The following is a 22,453-nucleotide window of genomic DNA, read 5'->3' on the forward strand; positions in this document are numbered from 1 at the left end:
ATAGCAGAGGCTTGCGGGCGCGACCAGCGAAGCGCCGGACGGCTCGACCCGGACGCGCGCTATGATACCGTCCGCGGCCGAACGTGGGATTTCTGACCGCAGGATCGGGGAAGCTGGTGGCCGCCGACACATCCGCCGCGACGCGGCGCCGGAAGCCCGCGGCCGAGCCGGGGGCGACCCGTCGCCTGCGGGAGTGGCTGCGGGCGTATGAGCCCATCCCCGGCGTCCCCGACGAACTGTTCGACGCGCGTGGCCGCCCGCGCGACCACTGGCTGGACTTCCTGGGCCATTTCGCCGCTTTCCCGGCCGGCGATCCGGGCGCGCGATTCGCCCTGCCCGCGCGGCACCTGCGCGACGCCGGCGTCGCCTACCGTCCGGGAGCGGACGAAGCCGAGCGCACCTGGCCCATCGATCCCCTGCCGTTGATCCTGACCCAGGCGGAATGGGACGAGATCTCCGCCGGCGTCGCCCAGCGCGCCCGGCTGATGGAAGCCCTGCTCCGCGACATCTACGGTCCGGCGCGGATGGTGGCCGAGGGACGACTCCCGGCCGCGGCGCTGACCGGCAGCGGCGACTTCATCCGCGCCGTACGCGGCATCGCTCCGCCCGGCGGCCGCCACACCCACATCTACGCCGCCGACCTGGGTCGCGGACCGGACGGTCGCTGGTGGGTCCTGGGCGACCGCACCCAGGCGCCGTCCGGCCTGGGCTATGCGCTCGAGAACCGGCTGGCCGTCAGCCGCGCCTTCCCGAACCTCTACAACACGATGAACGTTCATCGGCTGGCGCCGTTCTTCGACGCCCACCGGCGCGGCCTGGCCTCGGCCGCCGATCGGAGTGATCCGCGCATCTGCCTGCTGACACCGGGCAAGTTCAGCGAAACCTACGACGAGCAGGCCCACCTCGCCCGCTACCTGGGTTTCCTCCTGGTGGAAGGGGATGACCTCGTGGCCCGGGACGGCAAGGTCTACGTGCGGACCATCGCCGGGCTGAAGCGGGCCGACGTGATCCTGCGGCGCGTGGACTCGGGCTTCATCGATCCGCTGGAACTGAACAACGCCTCGCGGCTGGGCACGCCGGGCATGCTGGAGGCCATCCGCGCCGGCGGTGTCACCGTGCTCAACATGCCGGGTTCGGGCGTTCTGGAATCCCGCGCCCTGATGGGCTTCCTGCCACGCCTCTGCCAGGAGTTGCTGGGCGAGGACCTCGCCATGCCGCATGTCGCCACCTGGTGGTGCGGACAGCCGGCCGAACAGGCCCTGGTCGAGAGCCGCCTCGACGACCTGGCCATCGCGCCCGCCTTCAATGCGCCCGGCGGGGACAGCATCCTGTCCCAGTCGCGGATGGTGGCCGACATGACGCCCGCCGAGCGCGACGGCCTGATCCGGAACCTGCAGGACCGGCCCGCCGACTTCGTGGGCCAGGAGGTGGTCCGGCTCTCGACCATGCCGGTGCTGAAGGACGACCGCCTCTCGCCGGCGCCGTTCGTCCTGCGGGTCTTTGCGGCCTCGACCCCGGACGGCATCCGCGTGATGCCCGGTGGATTCTGCCGGACGTCGGACCGGCCCGACGTCCGGGCCATCTCGATGGGCGAAGGCGCGCGCGCGGCCGATGTCTGGGTGATCGGGGAGAAGCCCGTCGAGCGCATGACCCTGATGCCCAGCGCCGACAGCGTGCAGGTGCGCCGGATCATGGGCCATCTGCCCAGCCGTGCAGCCGACAACCTGTTCTGGCTGGGCCGCTATATGGAACGGGCCGAATGCACCCTGCGCGCCGTGCGCAGCCTCTGCACCAGCAGCATCGCCGCCGAGGCGGCCGCCCACGCCGCCGGCGAGACTTTCGAGAGCCTTCAGCTCCTGCTGACCGAATGGGGCGCGTTGCGCGCCCCGGCCGCCGACGTGGTGCACGCCGCCGGACGCGCGCTGCTGGACCCCGGAGCCTGGGGCTCGGTGATCTCGACCATCCGGGCCGAGATGCGGACGGCGGCCTCGATGCGCGAACGCCTGTCGGCCGACTTCTGGGCGCTGCTCGTGGGCATCGAGGGCGGCCTCGCCAAGGCCGGGCGGCTCGAGACCGAGGCCGACGTGCTGCGCCTGACCAACCGGGCCCTGCAGACGATGGCGGCGCTGTCGGGCCTGGCGCAGGAGAACATGAACCGGGTCGCCGGATGGCGGTTCCTGGACATCGGCCGGCGGATCGAGCGCGGGGTCAACGCCTGCCGTCTCTCGCGGCTGCTGGCGCGCGACGAAGCGACCACCGACGATCTCGACCTGCTGCTCGACCTCAACGACAGCCAGATCACCTATCGCGCGCGCTATCTTGCGGGCCTGGCGCTGACGCCGGTGCGCGACCTGGTGATGCTGGACCCGTTCAACACCCGCTCCCTGGCCTTCCAGCTCCAGACGCTCAAGGAGCACCTGTCGGTGCTGCCGCCGCTGAACGACGACGGCATGCTGGAGGAGCCGCAGCGCATCCTGCTCACGCTGGTCGCCGACGTGGAGACCGAGGACGCGCGAAAACTCTCCGCCGACAAGGCCCTCCGGTTCGAACGCGCCCTGATGCGGTTCTCGAACGCCGTCGCCGACCGCTACTTCCTTCAGGGCGCCAGCGCGGTGCCCACGGTCAAGCTGGTGGGGCTGGCGTGATCTACGACCTGAAGCACAAGACGATCTACAGCTACGGGGACGCCGCGGTGACCTATGCGCGCTGCGTGCTGCGCCTGACGCCGGTGTCCAACGCCCACCAGACCGTGCTCGCCGCCGACCTCAAGGTGACGCCCCGGCCGTCCGTCACGGTGGACCGGACCGGCCCCTTCGGCGAACGCACGCTGACCGTCGTGGTCGACCGCCCGCACAACACGCTGACCATCGAAGCCGTCTCGCGGGTGGACGTCCACTCGCCCCGTCCGCCGGACGCCGGCGGAAGCCCGACGTGGGAGACGGTGCGCGCCGCGGCCCTGGCGGAACCCTCGATCGAAGCCGATGGGCCGGCCGTCTACATCTACCCCACCGAGCGGACGCCGATCACCGCGGCCATCACCGACTACGCCCGCGAGAGTTTTCCTCCCGGCCGGCCGATCGTGGAGGCGGCGCTCGAGTTGAACCGGCGCATCCACGCCGATTTCCGCTACGATCCCGGCGCCACCGAGGTGACGACGCCGGTTCTGGAGGCTTTCAACGCCCGTCACGGCGTTTGCCAGGATTTCGCCCACGTGATGATCACAGGCCTGCGCGGCCTGGGCCTGCCGGCCGCCTACGTCAGCGGCTATCTGCGCACCGTGCCCCCGCCGGGCCAGCCCCGCCTGGAGGGCGCCGACGCCACCCACGCCTGGATCGGCGTCTGGTGCGGCGCGGGCCTGGGCTGGATCGGCTTCGACCCCACCAACGCCATCCTGGCCGAGGACGACCACATCATCCTGGCTGTCGGACGCGACTACGCCGACGTGGCGCCTATCGACGGCATCATCCTGGCCTCCGGCCCGCAGACGCTGCGGGTGGAGGTCGACGTGATCCCCGAGGCCGAGGCTGCAAACTAGACGGCCGGCTTCTCCGCCAGCCCGTGCTGGCGCAGCCGCCACAGCAGGACGTCGATCCGGTCCTGGCCGAAGAACGGTTCGCCCTCGAAGACGAAGGTGGGCACGCCCCAGTGCCCGGCGGCGTCGAGGGCCGCATGACTGGCCTGGACCTCGGCCTCCAGCCGCTCGCCCTCGGCCGCGACGACGGCGTCCAGCGTGGGCAGGTCCAGGCCGGCGCGGGCCGTCGCCCGGGCCAGATGATCGCCCCGGTCCCATCCATCAGTCTGGCCGTCCCAGATGATGCGGGCGACCTCGCAGATGAAGGGGATGCCCCGGCCCGCCTCGCAGGCGGCCTGGCCCAGGTGGGTCAGCCGGCGGATGTAGGGCTGTTCCCGGGGGATCTCGCGCGTGGCGAGGTTCATCACGATGGGATCGGGCCGTGGCGGCCCGAACGTCATGCCCAGCATCTGCGCCGTCCGATAGCAGTCGCGGCCCAGATACATCAGCCAGCGGGGGTCCTGGCGGTCGAAGAACCCGTCCACGCGCACCGCGAGGGGATAGACCGGCCGGATGCGCATATCCACGTCGTAGCGCGCGGCGATCTCGGCGATGCGCGTCGTCGCCAGGTACGAATACGGGCTGCGGAACGACCAGAAGACATCCACTTGCAGGGCCATCGGCGCCTCCCCGACGCAGGGCTTGATTTCGCAGGGCTTGATTTTCTGACTGTATAGTTCAATAATGACCATATAGTCAAATTGTGAACGTCATGTCGCAGCCCCGCCCCGACCGCCGCCGCCAGCGCACCCGCGCCGCCCTGCTGAAGGCGGGCCAGGCGCTGTTCGCCGAGCGTTCGGTGGACGGCGTCAGCATCGACGAGATCGTCCAGGCCGCCGATGTGGCCAAAGGCAGCTTCTACAACCACTTCGCCGACAAGGACGCCCTGGCCCGGGCCCTGGCCGACCAGGCGCGCAGATCCGCCGAAACGACCGTGGCCATCGCTGGCGAGGGCGTTTCCGATCCCGCCGAACGGGTGGCGCGCGCGCTCTGCCTCTTCATCCGCAACGCCGCGGACTACCCGGAGCCGGCGCACATGATGCTGCGCCTGTTCCACGGCGCGGCGGTGCCGGACGCGCCCATGAACGCCGGCGTCCGGGCCGACATCCAGCTCGGCCTCGCGACAGGGCGCTTCGAGGGGCCGGGCCTGGAGGCGGCGATCCTGCTGGCCGTGGGCATCGTGCAGATCGGTGTCGCCCGCACCCTGGAACGCGGAACGGCCGACGACGCGCAAACCTTGGCCCGCAACCTGGCCCAGGGCCTGCTGCGCGGGCTGGGCGTCGCGGCGGGCGAGGCGCACGACCTCGCCGAAGCGGCCGCCGCCGGGATCTTCAAGCCGGCCCGGACCGCAAGGCCGGAAGCCTGAGACAAAAAGGGGGCCGCCACGGCCCCGGGGGGAAGCAAGCATGGCCGTCGTCACCCGAATCCTGGTCGCCTTGTATGGCGTCCTCTTCGCGATCCTGGGCGTGGGCTTCTGGCTGGCGCCCGCCCGCCTGGGCGAACGGCTGGCCGTCGAGCCGATCGGGGTGGCCGGCCTCTCCACCCTGCGCGGCGACTTCGGCGGCGCGTTCCTGATCCTCGCGGCGCTGTGCCTCGTCGGCCTCTGGCGCCGCAGCCAGACCCTGCTGGGCGTCGGCGCGGCCCTTCTGGGCCTGATCGTCACGGGCCGGCTGCTCACCTGGGCGGTCACCGGCGATGCCGCGGGCGTCGTCCCGAACGTGCCGATCGAGGCCATCGGCGCCCTGGCGCTGGGGCTGCACGCCCGGACCATCGGCGATGGATCGGCGCCGCGCCGGCCGCTGCGCGCCATCGCCGTCTCGGCCCTGGTCGTCGCCGGCCTGGTGCTCGCCGCCGGCGCGGCGCTCAACAACGCCGGCGTCCAGGACCGCCTGCTGGCCGCCTTCGCCCGCCAGGGCGTGGCCCGCGACGTCTCCGCGGTGATGAAGGACGACGCCCTGCGCGTCGCCGTCTGCGGCACCTCGGCCCCACTGCCGAGCCCCAAGCGCGCCAAGTCCTGCGTCGCCGTCATCGCGGGTGGGAAGATCTACATCGTCGACGTGGGCCCGGAGTCCGTCGAGAACCTGATGCTGTGGGGTCTCCCGCTGGGCCAGGTGGACGGCGTCCTGCTGACCCACTTCCATTCCGACCATATCGGCGACCTGGGCGAACTGAACCTCCAGACCTGGGTCGGCGGCCGGCCGGGCCCCCTGGCCGTGTACGGCGGGCCTGGGGTTGAACGCGTCGTGGCGGGCTTCAACGAGGCCTACGCCCTGGACCAGACCTACCGGACCGCCCACCACACCGAAAAGCTCATGCCGGCCGCGACGTGGCCGCTCGCCGCCCAACCGGTGGCCATGCCCGGAGGCGTGGCGGCGCCCACCGCGGTCGTGCTCGAAAAGGACGGACTGAAGATCACGGCCATCGAGACAAACCACGCCCCGGTGCATCCGGCCTACGCCTACCGCTTCGACTACAAGGGCCGCTCCGTGGTGGTCACCGGCGACACCACCGCCGACGCCCGGCTGACGGCGGCGTCGAAGGGCGCCGACATCTTCCTGTCCGAAGCCCTGAACCGCGAGATGATCCGCACACTCGAGGGCCAGGCCCGCGGCGCCGGCCGCGACCGGGTCGCCCATATCATGGACGACATCCAGAGCTACCACATCTCGCCGACCGAGGCGGCCGAGGCGGCGAACGAGGCCGGCGTGCGGCTGCTCGCCCTCTACCATCTGCTGCCGGCGCCCGATAATGCCCTGCTGAAGGCCATCTTCCGTCGCGGTCTGAACGAGACGCGCAAGGGCGCCTGGCACATCGCCGACGACGGGACGCTCTACACCCTGCCGCTGAACACGACCTCCGTGGACATCGGGCGGGTTCCGTAGGACTCAGCCCCGCGACCGGGCCCGGATCATCAGCATCTGGGCCCGCTCCTCGGCCTCCATCGCCGCGTCGAAGCTGCCCGTCTCCAGGGCGAGGTCCAGGGTCCGCTTGGTGAGGCGCAGGGCGTCCGGCCCCGCACGAACCATGTCACGCGCGAGCGCCAGGCCCTGGTCGTCCAGCTCGGCTTCCGGCGTCACCGCCGACACCAGGCCCGCGTCCAGCGCCGCCTGGGCCAGCAGGGGGCGGCCGGCCAGCAGCATCTCGCGCGCCTTGGACAGACCGATCATCCGCTGAAGCCGCCAGCTCACGCCCAGTTCCGAACCCGACAGGCCGATGTTGATGAAGGCGGGGTGGAACGCCGCGCTCTCGCTGGCCAGGATCACGTCGGAGGCCAGCGCGATGGCCAGCCCGCCGCCCGCGGCGGCCCCGCGGACGGTGGAGATCAGCGGCTGGGGGCACGCCCGCATGGCCTTCATCAGGTCGCGCAGCACCCAGTCGCCGTTCGGCCCGTCGCGCAGGGCCTCGGGCGTACCGCCGGCTTTGAGATCGGCGCCCGACGAGAACGCCCGGCCCGCCCCGCGGATGATCACGACACGCACGTCGGTCTTCCGGCGCAGGCCCTCGAAGTGGGCCAGCAGCCCCTCGGCCGCGGGGTGGTTGAGGGCGTTCAGCCGGTCGGGCCGGTTCATCGTCAGGCGGCGGACGCCGTCGCCCAGGTCCTCGACCAGCAGGATGTCGTCGCCCACCGCAGCCTCCCTCGCGTTTGGGCGACCCTGCACGGGCGACCGCACGCGGGCAACGGCGCCCCTGCGTCAGGCTCGGCGGGTTCCGGTCCGGCCGGCGTCAGGCGTCGCGCACGCAGCGGAAGCCGGCGTGCGAGGTCGAGGTGTCGGCCATCTGGGGATGCCGCGCCGCCGGGCGGTAGCGGCGGCAGTAGTTCTCGGCGCAGAGGTGCGAGCCGCCCTTCATCACCCGCCGGGGCCCCAGCTTCGCATGGTCGTCGCTGACGGCCGGCCCGCGCGGGTTGACCGAGGTGCAGCACGGGCTCGCCGGCGCCTGGGGCATGGCGTACCAGTCGGAGGTCAGTTCCCAGACGTTGCCGATCATGTCGTAGAGGCCGTAGCCGTTGGGCGGGTAGCTCCGCACCGGCGAGGTGCGCTCCCACCCGTCGGTCAGCAGGTTCTGGTACGGAAACTGGCCCTGCCAGTAGTTGGCCAGCGTCGCGCCGCCGGGTTCGAGTTCGTCGCCCCAGGCGTAGTCCCGGCCTTCCAGCCCGCCCCGGGCCGCGAACTCCCATTCGGCCTCGGTGGGCAGGCGCTTGCCGGCCCAGGCCGCATAGGCCACGGCGTCGTCGTAGGTCACATGGACCACCGGATGGTCCGGCAGGGCCTCGTGCGAGCTGCCCGGCCCCAGCGGTTTGCGCCACGAGGCGCCGAACCGGTAGTCCCACCAGGCGCCGGAATCGTGCATCGGAACCGGCCCCCGCGTGGGCTGGAACACCGCCGACCCCGCCTTCAGCATGTCGGGCCGCGCCATGGGGTACTGTTCCCGCGTGGGCGCGATCTCGGCGAAGGTGACGAAACCGGTCTCGGCCACGAACCGCGCGAACTCGGCGTTCGTCACCGGCGTCAGGTCCATCCAGAAGGGGTCCACCCGCACGCGGCGGACGGGCGCCTCCTCGGGATAGGCGTGGTCCGAACCCATCGCGAATTCGCCGCCCGGGATCAGCACCATGCCGTTCGCGGAAGAAGTGGCAGGGGAAGTGTCAATTTCGCTCATGCGCCTTAGGTGACTCCGCAGCGCCCCGGATGTCCACCCGCGATCCGTCCTTTCCGACGTCCGCTTTCCGGGGATGCGGCGGCGGGCCGCGGCGCGTCGCGAAACGACGATGCAAGTGTCACACGCCGGTGAACGACACGGGTCATGTCTCCGCCCGCCCGGACAACGCACCAGAAGACATCGGGCTGCGCTTGAACACCGCGAGCGGACCTCGCCTTGGGAAGGTTGCTTCCCGCCCTGAGGGTCGCCGCATGTCCTGGAGCGGCGTGCGATGCACCCGGATGTCCCCCCCGCACCACAGATCTACGAGGCGGCCGCCCCTGTCGTCGCCTCCGGCGGAGAGATCGAGCTCAGCGTCCTGACCTACAATATCCGCGGCCTGCCCTGGCCCTTGGCCCTGGGCCGCGACGAGGCGCTGCGCGACATCGGCCGGGAACTGGCCGGCCTGCGCCGCGAGGGGCGGCAACCCGACGTGGTGCTGATCCAGGAAGGATTCACCCACGATATCGGCGTGCTGGTCCGCGAGAGTGGCTATCGCTACTGGGCGCGCGGACCCGGCCGCGACGAGCGCACGCCCTTCGCAGGGGCGGTCCTGGGCGCGCGGGACGCGCTGCGCGGCGAGGGATTGGGCAAGCTGTTCGGCGCGGGCCTGCACGTCCTGAGCGACGCCCCGATCCTCGAGGTGCGCCACGCGGCCTACAACAACTGCGCCGGCTTCGACTGCCTGGCCAACAAGGGCGCCATGCTGGTGCGGATCGCCCCCGAACGCCTGCCGTCGCCGATCGACGTCGTGAACACCCACATGAACGCCCGCAAAGCCTCTCGCGCGCCGCACAGCCGCACCCTGGCGGCCCACAATGGCCAGGTGCGGGAGCTGACCGCCTTCCTCGCCACGCATCGCGCGCCGGGCGCGCCGCTGGTGGTCGGCGGAGACTTCAACGTCCGCAACTCGCCGCAACGCTACGACTTCGAAGCCCTGGAGCGGCCCTACACGGTGGTCAGCGAGTATTGCGCCGCCCCGGGATCGGGTTGCGACGCCGGCGCCGCCGACATCGCGTCGCAACCCTGGCTGTCCAGTCAGGACCTGCAGGCGTTCCGCGACGGCGACATAAGGGTGAAGCCGGTCCATGCCAGGCAGATCTTCACCGCCGCGCCGGGCCGGGCGCTTTCGGACCACCCCGGCTATCTGGTCCGCTACCGGCTGTCCTGGACGGCGGCGGTCGAGGCGGCCTACCGTCCGGCGCCCGACGTCGCCGTGCGCCCGCACAGGCTGGGCGTCCGGGTCTCCTGGACACCCTGATCCCAGGTATCGCCCGGATACCAGGAAGCCCCAGCCGCCCCGGCCCGACGGGATGGTCGCGGCTCAGGAATCCAGCGTTCGCAACGTGTGCGCCACGTGGAACGCCCCCGAGTGCGACAGAACGATCCAGTCGCCGCTGTGGGCGATGACGGGCCCCTCGGGGGTGCGCACCTGCACCGCCGCGGCCTCCGCCACCGACTGGGCGTCCTCGCCCAGCCATTGCCAGAGCACCGCCCAGTTCTTCCGATCGTGCGCCGGGGGAACCCTGAGCGCAGCGCCGTGGTCGAAGGTAGGATGCAGGGGGATGACGCGCATGGCCTTCGCAGAATCACACTTCCGAACGGGCGCAGTTCGGCGGTGCTTCGGTCACCAAGACCTTAACCGGGAGTCTGTCGAAAGACCTCGCAGGGGTTGAACGGCGGTCGCGCGGCGGCCGAAAAGGCTTTGCCTTTCGTTAACAAAGGCCTTTAGTCGCAACTAGCGCTTGCGAGGTCGGACGGGGACACTCGCACCATGGAGGTACGACATGTCCGAGATTTCGACCAAGGCGCCCGACCCGATGGACATCGCCCTCGGGGCGGCGGTGCGGATTCGGCGCCGTACGATCGGAATGTCTCAGGAAGCCCTCGCCGAGCAGTGCGGCGTCAGCTTCCAGCAGATCCAGAAGTACGAGAACGGCACGAACCGGATCTCCTTCTCGCGGCTGGTCCAGATCTCGCGCGCGCTGAAGTGCCGCGTCACCGATCTGATGGACGTCTTCGACGGGGCCGACAAGGAGACGGGCGAGGACCTGGATCTGCTCACCCGCATGCGCACGCCGGGCGCGCTCGAGCTGCTGTCGGCCTATGAGCGGTTGCCGTCCGACGTCCGCAGCTCGCTGGTCAATCTGGTCCGCACCCTGACGGCCGAACGGTCCTTGGCGGCCCCGGCGCCGCGTGACAAGGCCGAGCGCACGACCGTCCCCGCCTGAACCCGAGCCTGAACCCGAACCCGAGCCTCGACTCGAGCCCGCGTCAGCCCGCCGCCAAGGCCGCGTCGACCACGGCGCGCGCTTCCGGTGACGCCCAGTCCGCCTCGCCCTCCACGCGGCCGACCTCCAGTCCGTCCTTGCCGTAGACGACGGTGGTCGGCGCGCCGGGCGCCATCGGGACCAGCTTGAAGGGCATCTTCTTCTCCCGGTCGTGGTAGAATTTCAGCGGGTCGTTCTGGGCGATGAACAGCCGCGCCTTGGCCGCATCCTCCACCGTGTCGATGCTGACGGCCACCACCTCCACCGGCTGGCCCCTGTAGGCGGCCTGGAGCTTCGCCAGGGTCGGCATCTCCACCTTGCAGGGCGCGCACCACGTCGCCCAGATGTTCATGACGACCACCTTACCCTTCAGGTCGGCCAGCTTCATGGCCTTCCCAGCGTCGTCGTAGAAGACGTAGTCGGGCGGCGGTGTCGGCTGGCCGGGCCGCTTGAACTTCTCGGCGAACCCCGCGGCGGCCCTGGCCGCCGGCTGACCCGGCGCCGACGATGCTCCGGGCTGGTTGGAAGATGCCTGGGCGATGATGTAGACAACCGCCGCGACGCCCACGAGGGCGGCGCCCCAGAGGGCCCAGTTGAGGAACCCGCCTCTGGGCGCCCTCGCCCGACCGCCGGGTTCCTCGACACCCTGCCTGCCCGCTTCCGGACCTTCGCTCATATGACCTCGTCTCCTTCCGACCCGCCCGCAAGCCCGTCCCCGGCGAACCTCGGGGGGCAGGCCATGTGGGGCGGCCGATTCTCCCAGAAGCCGGCCGAGCTGATGCAGGCCATCAACGTCTCGATCGGCTTCGACAAGCGGCTCGCGGCGCAGGACCTGGCCGGCTCCCGCGCGCATGCGGCGATGCTATTTAGCACGGGAGTCGTTTCCGGCGAGGACGCCGCCGCGATCCAGGGCGGGCTGGAGGCCATCGCCGCCGAGATCGAGGCCGGGACCTTCCCGTTCCGCGACGAATACGAAGACATCCACATGAACGTGGAAGCGCGGCTGCGCGAGCTGATCGGCCCGGCGGCCGGGCGGCTGCACACGGCCCGCTCGCGCAACGACCAGGTGGCGCTCGACTTCCGCATGTGGGTCCGCGACGCGTGCGACCGCACCATCGTCCAGCTCCGGGAGCTCCAGGGCGCCCTCCTGGCCAAGGCCGAAGCCCATGCCGATACGGTGATGCCGGGCTTCACCCACCTCCAGCCGGCCCAGCCCGTCACCTTCGGCCACCATCTCATGGCCTATGTCGAGATGTTCGGCCGCGACGCGGCGCGGTTCGCCGACGCGCGGGCGCGGATGAACGAGAGTCCCCTGGGCGCCGCGGCGCTGGCGGGATCGCCCTTCCCCATCGACCGGGCGCAGACCGCGAAGGCCCTGGGCTTCGACCGGCCGACCGCCAACTCGCTGGACAGCGTGGCCGACCGTGACTTCGCGCTGGAGTCCCTGGCCGCCGCGACCATCGCGGCCACGCACCTGTCGCGACTGGCCGAGGAGATCGTGATCTGGATGACGCCGCAGTTCGGCTTCGTCCGCCTGTCGGACGCCTTCACCACCGGCTCGTCGATCATGCCGCAGAAGAAGAACCCCGACGCCGCCGAGCTGGTCCGCGCCAAGGTGGGCCGCCTGCTGGGGTCGTTCACCCAGCTCAGCGTGGTGATGAAGGGCCTGCCGCTGACCTATTCGAAGGACATGCAGGAGGACAAGGTCCCCACCTTCGAGGCGTTCGACGCCCTGGAGCTTTCGCTCTCGGCCACCGCCGGCATGGTCGCGGACCTGCAGCCCGACGTCGAGACGATGAAGGCCGCCGCCGGCGCCGGCTTCTCCACCGCCACCGACCTGGCAGACTGGCTGGTGCGCGAACTGGGGATGCCCTTCCGCGACGCCCACCACATCACCGGCTCGGCCGTGAAGCGGGCCGAGGCCCTGGACGTGGGCCTTCCGGACCTTCCGCTGGCGGAACTCCAGGCGCTGGATGCGCGGATCACCGCGGGCGTCTACGATGTGCTGACTCCCGAGGCCTCGGTTGCGAGCCGCAGGAGCTATGGCGGAACCGCGCCGGACCAGGTCCGGGCGCAGATCGAGCGTTGGAAGGAAGCCCTCGCATGACCCCCGGCATGACACTCCGCAAGCGGGCGTTCGCGAGCGTCCTGATCCTCACGGCCGGCCTCACCCTCGCGGGAGGCCTGGCCGGCTGCGGCAAGGTGGGCCAGCTCGAACGGCCCGGCCCGCTGTTCGGCGCCGAGCGCAACAGCACCCGCGCCGCCGACGACGCCCAGCGCCAGCAGGACCCGAGCCGCCCGGTCGACACCGTCGATCCGCGCGATCGCTCGACCGACCCCGCGCCGCCGCGCACCCTGCCCATCCCGGGCACCAACACCGGCCCCGGCGGCCTGCCGCCCCAGGGCGCGCTGCCCGATCCCTACGCCAACCCGCGATGAACCATTTCGAGCTGCGCGAGGGCGAACTCGCGTGTGAAGGCGTACCCCTGTCGCGCATCGCCGAGGCCGTGGGCACGCCGGTCTACGTCTACTCCACCGCGACCCTGGAGCGGCACTATACCGTGCTGCGCGACGCTCTGCTGGCCGCGGGCCTGAAGGACCCGCTCATCGCGTTCGCGGTGAAGGCCAACTCCAACGTGGCGGTGCTCCGGACGCTCGCGGACCTCGGCGCCGGCGCCGATGTCGTGTCCGAGGGCGAGATCCGCCGCGCCCTGGCGGCCGGCGTGCCGCCCGAGCGGATCGTCTTCTCCGGCGTCGGCAAGACCGAGGCCGAGATCGCCTTCGCCGTCGAGACGGGCGTCGCCGAGATCAACGTGGAGTCCGAGCCGGAACTCCACCTGGTGAACCGCGTGGCCCAGGGCCTGGGCCGGCGGGCCACGATCGCGGTCCGGGTCAATCCGGACGTCTCGGCCGGCGGCCACGCCAAGATCGCCACCGGCAAGGCCGAGAACAAGTTCGGCGTCAGCTTCTCCGAGGCCGAGCGCCTCTACGCCAACGCCGCCAACATGGCCGGCGTGCGGCCCGCCGGCGTCGCCTGCCACATCGGCAGCCAGATCACCGACCTCGCGCCGATGGAAGCCGCCTTCGCCAAGATGCGCGGCCTGGTCGAGCGGCTGAAGCGCGAAGGCCTGCCGGTCGAGCGGCTCGACCTGGGCGGCGGCCTGGGCGTGCCCTACTTCAACCAGCCCGAGCCGCCCTCGCCGGCCGACTACGCGGCCATGATCGGCCGCGTCATGGCGGGGCTGGACGTGCAGCTCGCCTTCGAGCCGGGCCGGGTGATCGCTGCGAACGCCGGGGTGCTGCTGGCGCGGGTGAACCACATTCACGAACGGCCCGGGGGCCGCCGGTTCCTGGTGCTGGACGCAGCCATGAACGACCTGCTGCGGCCGGCCATGTACGACGCCTACCATGACATCCGTGCCATCCGCCCGCGACCCGGCGAGCCGGCGTCCTACGACGTCGTGGGACCTGTCTGCGAGACGGGCGACACCTTCACCCGCGATCGGGACCTGCCGCCGTTCGAGTCGGGCGACCTCGTGGCCTTCATGTCGGCCGGCGCCTACGGAGCGGCGATGGCCAGCGAGTACAATTCCCGCCCCCTCGTCCCCGAGGTCCTGGTGAAGGGCGACAAGTTCGCCGTCGTGCGTCCCCGGCCGACCTACGACGAGATGCTGGCCCGCGAGCAGGCGCCGCCCTGGCAGTAAAGCCGGCCGTCAAAGGTCCAGGTGCAGGAACTGGTTGAACGGGCTCTTCTCATAGTCGCCGAACGCCGGCCCCTCGTGGAAGCCACGCTTGCGGTAGAGCGCCAACGCCGCCTCGAACGCCGGGCCGCTGCCGGTCTCCAGGCTGAGGCGCCCCAGGCCCCGCCGGCGCGCCTCGTCCAGGATGTGCTCGAGGATCGCCGCGCCGACGCCCTGGCCCAGGTGGTCCGGATGGACGCGCATGGACTTGATCTCGCCCACGCCGCCGCCCAGCATCCTGAGCGCCCCGACCCCGACGACCGCGCCCTCACGCCAGGCGCTCCACACCGTCACCTCGGGAACCTGCAACCCCGAGAGGTCCAGCGCGAACGAATGGCCGGGCGGAGAGCTGTCGCGCATTCCGGCAAGATGCAGCGCCAGCAGGTCACGCACCGGCTGGCCCGCGAGGTCGTCCACGCGGATGGAAAGACTCAATCCATCGCCCCGATGTATGGCAGCCCGCGCAGGGTCCCGGCCACGTCCAGGCCGTAGCCCACCAGGAACCGTCCCGGCGCCTCCCAGGCCACGAAGTCGGGCTCCAGCGTCCGGGGCGTCGGCCAGGGCTTGCGGGCGAAGACCGCCGTCAGGACCTCACTGGCGCCGGAGTCGCGGACCAGCCGGTACGCCTCGGACAGCGACAGGCCGGTGTCGAACACGTCGTCCACGATCAGCGCCTTGCGCCCCGCGACGGGCCGCTGGAGGTCGGCCCGCACCTCGCAGCGGCCGGACGACTGCCGCTCGTCCTTGTACGAGGCCAGCCACAAGGCGTCGAACCGCACGAGGCGACCGCGGCGGGCCAGGGCGCGGGTGAGGTCGGCGGCGAACCAGAGGCCGCCCGTCAGCAGGCAGACCACCACCGTCTCGTCGTCGATACGCGGCGCGATCTCGGCCGCCAGGGCGTCCACGCGGCGGGCGACTTCGTCCTCGGGGATCAGGACGGCGGGCGTGGGATCAGTCATGCGCCTCCAGGGCGTCGGGGCTGCCGGGCGGCAGCGGCTGGGCTTCGGCGGGCGGCGCCACGTCGGGCGGCGCCTCGGCCCGTGGCGTCGCCGGAACCACGGCCTCGGCGGCAGGGTCGAACGCCACCTCCAGTTCGTGCGCGCCGGCCGGCGGATCGAGCAGCGAGAGTGCGAAGTAGCGGGTGGCCCCCGGCGGCACCTTGGCGTTCAACGGCTGGGCCGCGACACCCGCCACGACCTTGCCGTTGCGGTCCAGCAGGCTGACGCGGATCGGCGGCGCTTCGACGGCGTCCTTGCGGACATTGCGGATGGCCCCCGTGACCGAGAGCACGGGCCTGCCGCCCTGGAAACCCGGCTTCGAGGCCACGCCTTCGATCACGAGGCCGAGCGTGTTCACCGGAAGGCCGAGGGCGGCGAAGACCGGCGCGGTGGCCGGGATCGCGCCGGCGATCTGATGCCGCAGCAGGATCCCCGCGCCGGTCCCCACGGCCAGGACGGCCAGCACGCCCAGGCCGATGGCCAGCACCGGCGAACGCTTCGGTTTCGGAGGCGGCGCAGGCCTTCGCCGCATCCGCGGCTCCGGCGCAACGATGGAGTCTTCCTCCGCCGGCGGCGCGGGCTCGGCCGGCGGTCCCTCGACGACGAGGTCGTCCTCGGACGGCGACAGCTCCGCCTCACGGCCATCCTGAAAGGCTCGCCAACGGGCGCCGCAGTTGGTGCACTTCACCATCCGGCCGCCGCGCGGGATGCGCAGTTCGTCCACGAAATAGCTGGTGGCGCACTCTGGACAGGTCAGTATCATGACGGGCGAATCGGACGCTCCAGCACCCTCACTCCGAGGTCGCCGATTTCGGCCTCCATGTCCAGAAACGCCCACACCGCCGCGGTCGAGCCGCCGGCCGACGAAATCCTCCGTTTCTCCGGCGTGTCCATGCGCTACGGGCGCGGGCCTGAGGTGCTGAGCGACGTGTCGCTGTCCCTGCCACGCGGCTCGTTCCACTTCGTGACCGGTCCGTCCGGCGCCGGGAAGAGTTCGCTGCTGAAGCTGATCTATCTCGCGGCCAGGCCGTCGTCGGGCTCGATCCGCCTGTTCGGCGAAGGCGTAGGGATCCTTCCCGGCCGCGACCTGCCGCGACTGCGGCGCCGGATCGGCGTGGTCTTCCAGGACCTGCTGCTGCTGGACCATCTGTCGGCCTTCGACAACACCGCCCTGCCGCTGCGCATCGCCGGCCACAAGCCCGCCGAATACCGTAACGACGTGGCCGAACTCCTGGCCTGGGTCGGCCTCAAGGCCCGGATGCACGCCCTGCCTCCCACTCTGGCGGGCGGAGAGAAACAGCGGCTGGCCATCGCCCGCGCCGTGGTGGGCCGGCCCGAGATCCTGCTGGCGGACGAGCCGACCGGCAACGTCGACCACGAGATGGCGCTGCGCATCTACCGCCTGTTCGTGGAACTCAACCGCCTGGGCACGACCGTCATCATCGCCACCCACGACCAGGACCTGGTCGCCCGCTCGGCGCGGCCCGTGCTGCATCTCGACAAGGGCCGCCTGCGCCCCCTGCCGCCGCAAGGCCCGGTGGAACAGGCTCCGGTCGAATGAGCGAGCCCTTCGATCCCGCCCGCTGGCGGCCGGCCTCCTTCCTGCCGGACAAGGACGCGCGCGACCCGGCGCTGCTCTTCGTGGTGGCCGTGCTGTGCTTCCTTGCGTGCCTCACCGCCCTGGCGGCCATCGCCGGGGCGCGGGCGGCCGACGGCTGGGCCAGCGAGATCTCCGGCGAAGCCACCGTCATCGTGCGCGCCCGCGGCGGCGAGACGCCCGACGCGGCGGCCGCCCGGGCCGCCGAGGTGCTGGCCGGCGTGCCCGGCGTCGCCGAGGCGCGCGCGCTCGAGAAGGAGGAGGCCTACGCCCTCATACGGCCCTGGCTGGGCGACGTGACCGCCGACCTGGACGACCTGCCCGTGCCGCGGCTGGTCGCCGTCAGCCTCGACCGCGCCACGCCCGCGACGGGCGAGGCGCTGGACGCGGCGCTGAAAGCCCAGGACCTGGACGCGGCGGTCGACGATCATTCCGTCTGGCTGGAGGACATCAAGAGCGCGGCAGGGGTGGTGCGCTGGACCGCCACGGTCGTCTTCCTGCTCATCGCCGGGGCCGCCGCCGCGGTGATCGCCTTCGCCACCCGCGCGGGGCTCGCAGCGCGGCGGGATGTGGTCGAGGTGCTGCATCTCACCGGCGCCGAGGACAGCCAGATCGCCGGCCTCTTCGAGATCCGCTTCGCCAAGATCGCTGCGGTCGCCGGGGCCGTCGGCGCCTTGGGCGCAGCGGTCGCGGGGGCCTTGCTGCGCGTCGCCGGGGGCGGCCAGGGTCTGACGCCGGCCCTGCCCATAGCCTGGACCGACCTGCTGTCGGTCCTGCCCTGCCCCCTGCTGGCCGCCCTGGTGGCCGCGCTTGCGGCGCGCATCACGGCCCGGCGACTGATACACAGGCTCTGATGAAGTCCGTCGCCGCCTTCCTGGTTCTGGCGTTCATCTGGTTCTGCGGCCTGCTCGCCTTCGCCGACCGTGTCCAGGGCCAGACGCCCGTGCGCGCGCCGCGCAAGGCCGACGGCATCGTCGTGCTCACGGGCGCGGGCTCGAACCAGCGGCTGGCCGCGGCGATGGGCCTGCTCGAGGACGGCTACGGCCGTCGCGTCCTGGTGTCTGGCGTGAACCGCCAGGCCAGCCGCGAGGACATCCGCAACGTCTCGCGCGCGGTCCGCCCGCTCTACGACTGCTGCGTCGATCTCGGCTTCACCGCGGCCGACACCGTCGGCAACGCCCGCGAAACCGCCGACTGGGCCCGGGCCATGCGCTACGAGGACCTGATCGTGGTGACCGCCGACTACCACATGCCGCGCGCCATGCTGGAGCTGAACGCCGTCCTGCGCCCGGCGGGCGTGACGACGCAGACCTACGCCGTGCCCACCCGCGCGCTGAACGCCCGCGGCTGGTGGCGCAACCCGGCGGCCGCGCGGCTGATGATCACCGAGTACAGCAAGTACCTGGCCATCCTGATCCGTGAGCTGGTGCTGAGCCTGGGCCCTCGCGACGACCCCCGGCCGAAGTCAACCCAACCGTGAGAAGGCCAACCGTGAGAGGACCGGTGTGATCGTCGTCCGTTCGCTGACCTACGTGGCGCTATTCTACCTGTGGACCGCCGCCTGCGCGGTCCTGGCCACGCCCGTGCTGCTGGGCCCGGCCCGCTGGACGCTGGCGCTGTTCCACGTCTGGGGCCGGGGCGTCGTCGGCATGCTGGCCATCTGCGGGATCAAGGTGGAGGTGCGCGGCCGCGAGCATATTCCGGCCGGGGCCGCCATCGTAGCGCCCAAACACCAGTGCATGCTGGACGTCTTCGCCCAGTTCACCTGGCTGCCGGCGTCGGCCTTCGTGATGAAGAAGGAGCTGGCCTGGATTCCCTGGTTCGGCTGGTACGCCCGCAAGGTCGGCACCATCGTCATCGATCGCGAGGGCGGCGCCACCACCATGCGCCAGGTGATCCGCGAGGGCGCCGAACTGTTCAAACAGGGCCGGCAGGTGGTGATCTTTCCGGAAGGCACCCGCAAGGCGCCCGGCGACACGCCGGACTACAAGCCGGGCATCGCGGCTCTCTATCGCGAACTGAACGTGCCCGTCTGTCCCATCGCCACCAACGCGGGGGTCCACTGGCCGGCCCACGGGTTCGTCCGCCGGCCGGGAACCATCGTCTTCGAATACCTCGAACCCATCCAGCCCGGCCTCAAGCGGGCCGAGTTCATGCGCCTGCTCGAAGAACGGATCGAGACGCGCTCGGCCGAACTGCTGGCGCTGTAAAGAGGTTCGCCTTGCGCGCTGCGGGCGCAGAGGTTCAAGATCCTGCGGCGGCCCCACCTCCACCGTTCGCAGGCGATCGCCCTTCGTGCGAGCCGAGAAACGCCCGCTACGCGGGCCTTTCGTGTCCTTTCGTGTTTTTCGGGGTCAGACAGTCAGGTCGCGCCGCGCTCCAGCGCCTCCACCAGGCCCAGAAGCCGCTCCATCGCGGTGTCGCGAACCCGCATCTGCCGGAGGTGGACGACGAGGTCGCGCAGGTACTCGACGTTGCGGCCGGAGAGCCCCGTCGCGCCGGCGATGAGTTCCGCCTGCCGCTCCAGGCCCAGCGCGCCCGCCCACTGAGGATGGCGCACGTCGGACAGGAAGCACAGGGCCTCCACGCGCCGGCCGTCGTCGAGCCGGACGTGCCGGCGGGCCTCCACATAGGTCTCGGTCGGCTGCTCCCGCTCCACCAGATAGGCATAGGTCCCGGCCCAGTCGGCGTCCTCCACGCGATAGGCCGCGCCACGGCAGGCGCCGCCGGGCGCCAGGCCCAGCACCAGCCCGGGCCGCTCGTAGGTGCCCCGATGATGCACCGAATAGATGCAGAAGGCGCGGCGGCGACCGTGTAAGGTGGCTTCCCGACGCTCGGCGAAGGGGAACCCCGGCCGCCACATCAGCGAACCGTAGCCGAAGACCCACCTTTCCGACGCCATTCCCGATTGTCCCGGCCACGCCCGCTGGCCAAAACCTCTTGGCCAAACCTCACCGGAATGTCTGTGCCCGATCCGTCCCCGCCCCGCAAATACAGCCGCCGCACGCCGATCATCGTCGCCGCGATCACCGTCCTCCTGATCGCGGGATGGTCAGGCGCCTGGTTCTGGGCGCGCGGCCAGGCCGAGGCCGGCCTGGAGCGCGGCGCCGCGATGCTGCGCGAGGCCGGCTACGATCTGAGCTGGCGCGAGCGGAAGATCGGCGGCTATCCCTTCCGGCTCAACATCGACCTGACCGAGGCGCGGATGCGCGACCGTTCGGGCTGGGCGCTGGCCGCGCCGCGCCTGGAGGGTCAGGCCTTCCTGCACGCGCCCACCCACTGGCTGATCGCCGCGCCGGACGGACTCACCTTCGTACGCCCCGCCGGCGGGCCGGTCCGCGTGACCGGCAAGTACGTCCGCGCGAGCGTCAGCCATCCGGGCGACACCCCGCCCAGCCTGTCGTTCGAGGGCGTGGGCCTCACCTTCCAGCCGGCGGCGGGCGCCAATCCCTTCAGCCTTCAGTCCGCCGAGCGCGTGGAGTTCCACGTCCGCCGCGCGCCCGCCGAAGTGGGCGACGAGGCCGGCGTCTGGCTCTCGGTGAAGGACGGCAAGGGCGGCCAGTTCCCGGGGCTCCTGGGTCGTATCGCGGGCGACAAGCCGATCTCGATCGAATGGGACGGCCGCCTCTCCAAGGCCAGCGCGCTGAAGGGCGATAGCTGGCCCACCGTCGTCCGCAACTGGTCGGCCGCCGGTGGGCGGATGGAGGTGAAGCGCGGCGGCCTCACCGCCGGCGACGCGCTGCTCGGCGTCAATTCGGGCGCCCTGCGCGTCGGGGCCGACGGCCGGGTCAGCGGCCTGCTGGACGTCTCGCTGCGCGAAGCCCCCAAGGCCCTGGCCCAGATCGGGGCCGCCGGGGCCATCCCCGCCGACCGCGCCGCGGCCGCCGCAGCCGTGGCCGAGGCCCGAGAGACCGGCGACGTCGCCCGCGCCACACTCCACTTCGAGGCGGGCCAGACCACCCTCGGCCCCGTGGCCATCGCGCCGGCGCCGAAGGTGTACGATCCGCTCTAGCTGGGCCATCCTCCGGGCATGGCCTCGCTCTACGACCGCTTCGTCCTTCCGCGCCTCCTCAGATGCGCCTGCTCGGCCCCGCCGATAATGAAGCAGCGCGCCAAGATCGTGCCCCAGGCGCACGGCCGGGTTCTGGAACTCGGGATCGGCATGGGCCTGAACCTGGCGCTCTACGATCCGGCGAAGGTCTCGGAAGTGGTGGGGGTCGATCCCGCGCGCGAGTTGCGGGCCGTCGCCGAGGCCGCGCCGCGCGATCCGGCGCTGAAGGTGCGGGTGGACGATGGAACGGCCGAGGACCTGCCCTTCGAGGCCGCCAGCTTCGACTGCGTCGTGTGCACCTTCACGCTCTGCTCGGTCCAGGCTCCGGCGACGGCGCTCGCCGAGGCCCGCCGGGTGCTGAAGCCGAACGGTCGCTTCTTCTTCTGCGAACATGGACTGGCGCCCGACGCCGGCGTGGCGAGGTGGCAGCGCCGGATCGAACCGATCTGGAAACGCCTGGGGGGCGGCTGCCATCTCACGCGGCCGGTGACCACGGCGATCGCGGCCGCCGGCTTCGAGATCTCGCGCCAGGACAGCATGTACCTGCCCGGCACGCCCCGGTTCGCAGGCTGGAACGAGTGGGGCGAGGCCGCACCGGCCTGACCCCCTACGCCCCTACGCGTCCGGCTGCACCGGCAGCGCGAACGCACGCATGCGGCTGGGAAGGCGCATCGCCGCCCGGGTCGCTTCGCGCACGGTCTCGAAATGCTGGGCGAGATCGGACGCTTCGGTCCAGGCGATACGCGCGCCCTGGGCCAGGTATTCGAGCCCGTCCGGCTTGGAACGGGCCACCACAACGGAAGACGCCATCGGCACTGCCTCCATCCGGCCGACGTGCCGTTTTGGCCCGTCTGAGGTGTTACGCAACAAGTGGCGTGCCAGACGCATGGTTAGGCGGAGATTCACCTTGCCGACCTCGCCGGGGACGCCGAATCGGGGCGCCATCGAAGGCCTTCCGGCTCGGAGGATGGGCATGCCGCAGGTGAACTACACGGTCGACCTCATCGATGGGGTGTGGACGGTGGGCTTGAACGGCAAGCGGTTCGGCCCCTACTCCAGCCTCGACACGGCCATCGCCGCTGCGAGCGGGGCGGCCCACAAGGCCGAAGCCCAGGGCTATGAAGCGATGGTGACCGTCAACAGCGAAGGCGCGGCGCCCGCCGCGGGCGAAACCGACCGCGACGCGGCCTGAGCCACCGGGCGAACCGCCGCCGTCCGGGCGACGGCCCCCGCTGACGGCCGCATCGGCTCCGGCGCAGGATCCCGCGAGGCGCCTTGGCCGCACGACCCCAGGATCGGCTTTGCGCCGTTTGAGGGGAAGCGACGGCTTCTCGAGATTCGGGGAAACGATCGCGCGGCGGGGCTCTGGTGGCGGGGGGCGGGCTCGAACCGCCGACCTGTGGGTTATGAATCCACCGCTCTAACCAGCTGAGCTACCCAGCCATTCAGAGCCGCGCGCCGCGCGAGGCGCGGGTTATAGGGTGAGAGGCGTCCGGCTTCAAGCGCCCGACGTCAGGCGCTTGGGCGC

Annotated in this window: 26 protein-coding genes and 1 tRNA gene; 16 read left to right on the plus strand and 11 right to left on the minus strand. The window is 71.6% G+C overall.

The window, feature by feature from the left end:
• Positions 1-116: 116 nt before the first annotated feature.
• Together WG212_RS07190 and WG212_RS07195 are read left to right on the plus strand one after the other, a co-directional pair.
• Positions 117-2,645, plus strand: a complete 2,529-nt coding sequence (locus WG212_RS07190; RefSeq protein WP_337186399.1) for a circularly permuted type 2 ATP-grasp protein — start codon at positions 117-119, stop codon at positions 2,643-2,645.
• Positions 2,642-3,535, plus strand: a complete 894-nt coding sequence (locus WG212_RS07195; RefSeq protein ID WP_337186400.1) for a transglutaminase family protein — start codon at positions 2,642-2,644, stop codon at positions 3,533-3,535. Before WG212_RS07190 ends, WG212_RS07195 begins: the two co-directional genes overlap by 4 nt.
• On the opposite strand, the gene WG212_RS07200 is transcribed toward WG212_RS07195, so the two are convergent.
• The gene (locus WG212_RS07200; RefSeq protein WP_337186401.1) at positions 3,532-4,191 is read right to left on the minus strand and encodes a DsbA family protein; all 660 of its coding nucleotides are present in this window, start codon (positions 4,189-4,191) and stop codon (positions 3,532-3,534) included. The two genes, WG212_RS07195 and WG212_RS07200, sit on opposite strands and share 4 nt — an antisense overlap.
• A 92-nt stretch (positions 4,192-4,283) precedes the next feature.
• Between WG212_RS07200 and WG212_RS07205 the strand changes: the two genes are divergently transcribed.
• Together WG212_RS07205 and WG212_RS07210 are read left to right on the plus strand one after the other, a co-directional pair.
• Entirely contained in the window at positions 4,284-4,937 is a 654-nt protein-coding gene (locus WG212_RS07205) for a helix-turn-helix domain-containing protein (RefSeq protein WP_337186402.1), read from the plus strand.
• 40 nt (positions 4,938-4,977) lie between these two features.
• On the plus strand, positions 4,978-6,453 hold the full coding sequence (locus WG212_RS07210; RefSeq protein WP_337186403.1) for an MBL fold metallo-hydrolase: 1,476 nt from the start codon (positions 4,978-4,980) through the stop codon (positions 6,451-6,453).
• A gap of 3 nt (positions 6,454-6,456) precedes the next feature.
• On the opposite strand, the gene WG212_RS07215 is transcribed toward WG212_RS07210, so the two are convergent.
• Positions 6,457-7,197 (minus strand): enoyl-CoA hydratase-related protein, encoded by a 741-nt coding sequence (locus tag WG212_RS07215; protein ID WP_337186404.1) that lies wholly within the window; start codon positions 7,195-7,197, stop codon positions 6,457-6,459.
• A gap of 97 nt (positions 7,198-7,294) precedes the next feature.
• Complete coding sequence (locus WG212_RS07220) at positions 7,295-8,185, minus strand: formylglycine-generating enzyme family protein (RefSeq protein ID WP_337186405.1); 891 nt, start codon at positions 8,183-8,185, stop codon at positions 7,295-7,297.
• 316 nt (positions 8,186-8,501) lie between these two features.
• Between WG212_RS07220 and WG212_RS07225 the strand changes: the two genes are divergently transcribed.
• Complete coding sequence (locus WG212_RS07225; protein WP_337186406.1) at positions 8,502-9,530, plus strand: endonuclease/exonuclease/phosphatase family protein; 1,029 nt, start codon at positions 8,502-8,504, stop codon at positions 9,528-9,530.
• Positions 9,531-9,593: 63 nt separating this feature from the next.
• Here the strand turns inward: WG212_RS07225 and WG212_RS07230 are convergent, their stop codons facing one another.
• Positions 9,594-9,845, minus strand: a complete 252-nt coding sequence (locus WG212_RS07230) for a hypothetical protein (protein ID WP_337186407.1) — start codon at positions 9,843-9,845, stop codon at positions 9,594-9,596.
• 211 nt (positions 9,846-10,056) lie between these two features.
• Between WG212_RS07230 and WG212_RS07235 the strand changes: the two genes are divergently transcribed.
• The gene (locus WG212_RS07235; protein WP_337186408.1) at positions 10,057-10,500 is read left to right on the plus strand and encodes a helix-turn-helix transcriptional regulator; all 444 of its coding nucleotides are present in this window, start codon (positions 10,057-10,059) and stop codon (positions 10,498-10,500) included.
• 43 nt (positions 10,501-10,543) lie between these two features.
• Here WG212_RS07235 and WG212_RS07240 read toward each other — a convergent pair whose 3' ends face one another.
• Positions 10,544-11,215, minus strand: coding sequence for a TlpA disulfide reductase family protein (locus WG212_RS07240; RefSeq protein WP_337186409.1), 672 nt, complete (start codon positions 11,213-11,215; stop codon positions 10,544-10,546).
• Here WG212_RS07240 and argH point away from each other — a divergent pair, their 5' ends adjacent.
• From argH to lysA, 3 genes are read left to right on the plus strand one after another with little or no spacing between them, the layout of a single operon-like run.
• Positions 11,216-12,646 (plus strand): argininosuccinate lyase, encoded by a 1,431-nt coding sequence (gene argH / locus WG212_RS07245; protein ID WP_337186410.1) that lies wholly within the window; start codon positions 11,216-11,218, stop codon positions 12,644-12,646.
• The gene (locus WG212_RS07250; RefSeq protein WP_337186411.1) at positions 12,643-12,978 is read left to right on the plus strand and encodes a hypothetical protein; all 336 of its coding nucleotides are present in this window, start codon (positions 12,643-12,645) and stop codon (positions 12,976-12,978) included. The genes argH and WG212_RS07250 overlap by 4 nt, the downstream gene beginning before the upstream one ends.
• Positions 12,975-14,243, plus strand: a complete 1,269-nt coding sequence (gene lysA / locus WG212_RS07255) for a diaminopimelate decarboxylase (protein WP_337186412.1) — start codon at positions 12,975-12,977, stop codon at positions 14,241-14,243. The genes WG212_RS07250 and lysA overlap by 4 nt, the downstream gene beginning before the upstream one ends.
• Before the next feature lie 9 nt (positions 14,244-14,252).
• On the opposite strand, the gene WG212_RS07260 is transcribed toward lysA, so the two are convergent.
• From WG212_RS07260 to WG212_RS07270, 3 genes are read right to left on the minus strand one after another with little or no spacing between them, the layout of a single operon-like run.
• A complete protein-coding gene (locus WG212_RS07260) occupies positions 14,253-14,714 on the minus strand; it encodes a GNAT family N-acetyltransferase (protein ID WP_337186413.1) in 462 nt (153 codons plus the stop codon).
• The gene (locus tag WG212_RS07265) at positions 14,711-15,238 is read right to left on the minus strand and encodes a phosphoribosyltransferase family protein (protein ID WP_337186414.1); all 528 of its coding nucleotides are present in this window, start codon (positions 15,236-15,238) and stop codon (positions 14,711-14,713) included. Before WG212_RS07265 ends, WG212_RS07260 begins: the two co-directional genes overlap by 4 nt.
• Complete coding sequence (locus WG212_RS07270; protein WP_337186415.1) at positions 15,231-16,040, minus strand: DUF3426 domain-containing protein; 810 nt, start codon at positions 16,038-16,040, stop codon at positions 15,231-15,233. The genes WG212_RS07265 and WG212_RS07270 overlap by 8 nt, the downstream gene beginning before the upstream one ends.
• Before the next feature lie 57 nt (positions 16,041-16,097).
• Between WG212_RS07270 and ftsE the strand changes: the two genes are divergently transcribed.
• The 4 genes from ftsE to WG212_RS07290 are packed head-to-tail and all read left to right on the plus strand — an operon-like array spanning position 16,098 to position 19,084.
• Positions 16,098-16,838, plus strand: coding sequence for a cell division ATP-binding protein FtsE (ftsE, locus tag WG212_RS07275; RefSeq protein WP_337186416.1), 741 nt, complete (start codon positions 16,098-16,100; stop codon positions 16,836-16,838).
• Positions 16,835-17,728 carry an FtsX-like permease family protein gene (locus tag WG212_RS07280; protein WP_337186417.1) on the plus strand — a complete coding sequence of 298 codons (894 nt, stop codon included), beginning with the start codon at positions 16,835-16,837 and terminating at the stop codon, positions 17,726-17,728. Before ftsE ends, WG212_RS07280 begins: the two co-directional genes overlap by 4 nt.
• Entirely contained in the window at positions 17,728-18,354 is a 627-nt protein-coding gene (locus WG212_RS07285; protein WP_337186418.1) for a YdcF family protein, read from the plus strand. Before WG212_RS07280 ends, WG212_RS07285 begins: the two co-directional genes overlap by 1 nt.
• A gap of 25 nt (positions 18,355-18,379) precedes the next feature.
• Positions 18,380-19,084 (plus strand): lysophospholipid acyltransferase family protein, encoded by a 705-nt coding sequence (locus WG212_RS07290; protein ID WP_337186419.1) that lies wholly within the window; start codon positions 18,380-18,382, stop codon positions 19,082-19,084.
• Between the two features lie 152 nt (positions 19,085-19,236).
• On the opposite strand, the gene WG212_RS07295 is transcribed toward WG212_RS07290, so the two are convergent.
• Positions 19,237-19,776: a gamma-glutamylcyclotransferase gene (locus tag WG212_RS07295; RefSeq protein WP_337186420.1), complete on the minus strand. Its 540-nt coding sequence runs from the start codon at positions 19,774-19,776 to the stop codon at positions 19,237-19,239.
• 63 nt (positions 19,777-19,839) lie between these two features.
• Between WG212_RS07295 and WG212_RS07300 the strand changes: the two genes are divergently transcribed.
• Both WG212_RS07300 and WG212_RS07305 read left to right on the plus strand, forming a co-directional pair.
• Complete coding sequence (locus WG212_RS07300) at positions 19,840-20,886, plus strand: DUF2125 domain-containing protein (protein ID WP_337186421.1); 1,047 nt, start codon at positions 19,840-19,842, stop codon at positions 20,884-20,886.
• A gap of 87 nt (positions 20,887-20,973) precedes the next feature.
• Complete coding sequence (locus WG212_RS07305) at positions 20,974-21,528, plus strand: class I SAM-dependent methyltransferase (RefSeq protein ID WP_337186422.1); 555 nt, start codon at positions 20,974-20,976, stop codon at positions 21,526-21,528.
• Between the two features lie 12 nt (positions 21,529-21,540).
• Here WG212_RS07305 and WG212_RS07310 read toward each other — a convergent pair whose 3' ends face one another.
• Entirely contained in the window at positions 21,541-21,870 is a 330-nt protein-coding gene (locus WG212_RS07310) for a hypothetical protein (protein WP_337186423.1), read from the minus strand.
• A gap of 28 nt (positions 21,871-21,898) precedes the next feature.
• On the opposite strand from WG212_RS07310, the gene WG212_RS07315 reads away from it, so the two are divergent.
• Entirely contained in the window at positions 21,899-22,117 is a 219-nt protein-coding gene (locus WG212_RS07315) for a hypothetical protein (protein WP_337186424.1), read from the plus strand.
• 174 nt (positions 22,118-22,291) lie between these two features.
• Here WG212_RS07315 and WG212_RS07320 read toward each other — a convergent pair.
• Positions 22,292-22,368 (minus strand) — tRNA-Met (locus tag WG212_RS07320).
• Positions 22,369-22,453: the final 85 nt, after the last annotated feature.

This window comes from Phenylobacterium sp. (genome assembly GCF_037189685.1).
In the GTDB taxonomy this organism is placed as follows: Bacteria; Pseudomonadota; Alphaproteobacteria; order Caulobacterales; family Caulobacteraceae; genus Phenylobacterium.

Excerpts from the sequence above, each read along its gene's own strand:
- WG212_RS07210 (WP_337186403.1), top strand. The coding sequence starts at position 4,978 with ATGGCCGTCGTCACCCGAATCCTGGTCGCCTTGTATGGCGTCCTCTTC.
- ftsE (WP_337186416.1), top strand. The coding sequence starts at position 16,098 with ATGTCCAGAAACGCCCACACCGCCGCGGTCGAGCCGCCGGCCGACGAA.
- WG212_RS07295 (WP_337186420.1), bottom strand. The coding sequence starts at position 19,776 with ATGGCGTCGGAAAGGTGGGTCTTCGGCTACGGTTCGCTGATGTGGCGG.
- WG212_RS07310 (WP_337186423.1), bottom strand. The coding sequence starts at position 21,870 with ATGGCGCCCCGATTCGGCGTCCCCGGCGAGGTCGGCAAGGTGAATCTC.
- WG212_RS07250 (WP_337186411.1), top strand. The coding sequence starts at position 12,643 with ATGACCCCCGGCATGACACTCCGCAAGCGGGCGTTCGCGAGCGTCCTG.
- WG212_RS07225 (WP_337186406.1), top strand. The coding sequence starts at position 8,502 with ATGCACCCGGATGTCCCCCCCGCACCACAGATCTACGAGGCGGCCGCC.
- WG212_RS07220 (WP_337186405.1), bottom strand. The coding sequence starts at position 8,185 with ATGGTGCTGATCCCGGGCGGCGAATTCGCGATGGGTTCGGACCACGCC.
- WG212_RS07205 (WP_337186402.1), top strand. The coding sequence starts at position 4,284 with ATGTCGCAGCCCCGCCCCGACCGCCGCCGCCAGCGCACCCGCGCCGCC.
- WG212_RS07265 (WP_337186414.1), bottom strand. The coding sequence starts at position 15,238 with ATGACTGATCCCACGCCCGCCGTCCTGATCCCCGAGGACGAAGTCGCC.
- WG212_RS07285 (WP_337186418.1), top strand. The coding sequence starts at position 17,728 with ATGAAGTCCGTCGCCGCCTTCCTGGTTCTGGCGTTCATCTGGTTCTGC.
- WG212_RS07280 (WP_337186417.1), top strand. The coding sequence starts at position 16,835 with ATGAGCGAGCCCTTCGATCCCGCCCGCTGGCGGCCGGCCTCCTTCCTG.
- WG212_RS07315 (WP_337186424.1), top strand. The coding sequence starts at position 21,899 with ATGCCGCAGGTGAACTACACGGTCGACCTCATCGATGGGGTGTGGACG.
- argH (WP_337186410.1), top strand. The coding sequence starts at position 11,216 with ATGACCTCGTCTCCTTCCGACCCGCCCGCAAGCCCGTCCCCGGCGAAC.
- WG212_RS07230 (WP_337186407.1), bottom strand. The coding sequence starts at position 9,845 with ATGCGCGTCATCCCCCTGCATCCTACCTTCGACCACGGCGCTGCGCTC.
- lysA (WP_337186412.1), top strand. The coding sequence starts at position 12,975 with ATGAACCATTTCGAGCTGCGCGAGGGCGAACTCGCGTGTGAAGGCGTA.
- WG212_RS07305 (WP_337186422.1), top strand. The coding sequence starts at position 20,974 with ATGAAGCAGCGCGCCAAGATCGTGCCCCAGGCGCACGGCCGGGTTCTG.
- WG212_RS07200 (WP_337186401.1), bottom strand. The coding sequence starts at position 4,191 with ATGGCCCTGCAAGTGGATGTCTTCTGGTCGTTCCGCAGCCCGTATTCG.
- WG212_RS07240 (WP_337186409.1), bottom strand. The coding sequence starts at position 11,215 with ATGAGCGAAGGTCCGGAAGCGGGCAGGCAGGGTGTCGAGGAACCCGGC.
- WG212_RS07235 (WP_337186408.1), top strand. The coding sequence starts at position 10,057 with ATGTCCGAGATTTCGACCAAGGCGCCCGACCCGATGGACATCGCCCTC.
- WG212_RS07270 (WP_337186415.1), bottom strand. The coding sequence starts at position 16,040 with ATGATACTGACCTGTCCAGAGTGCGCCACCAGCTATTTCGTGGACGAA.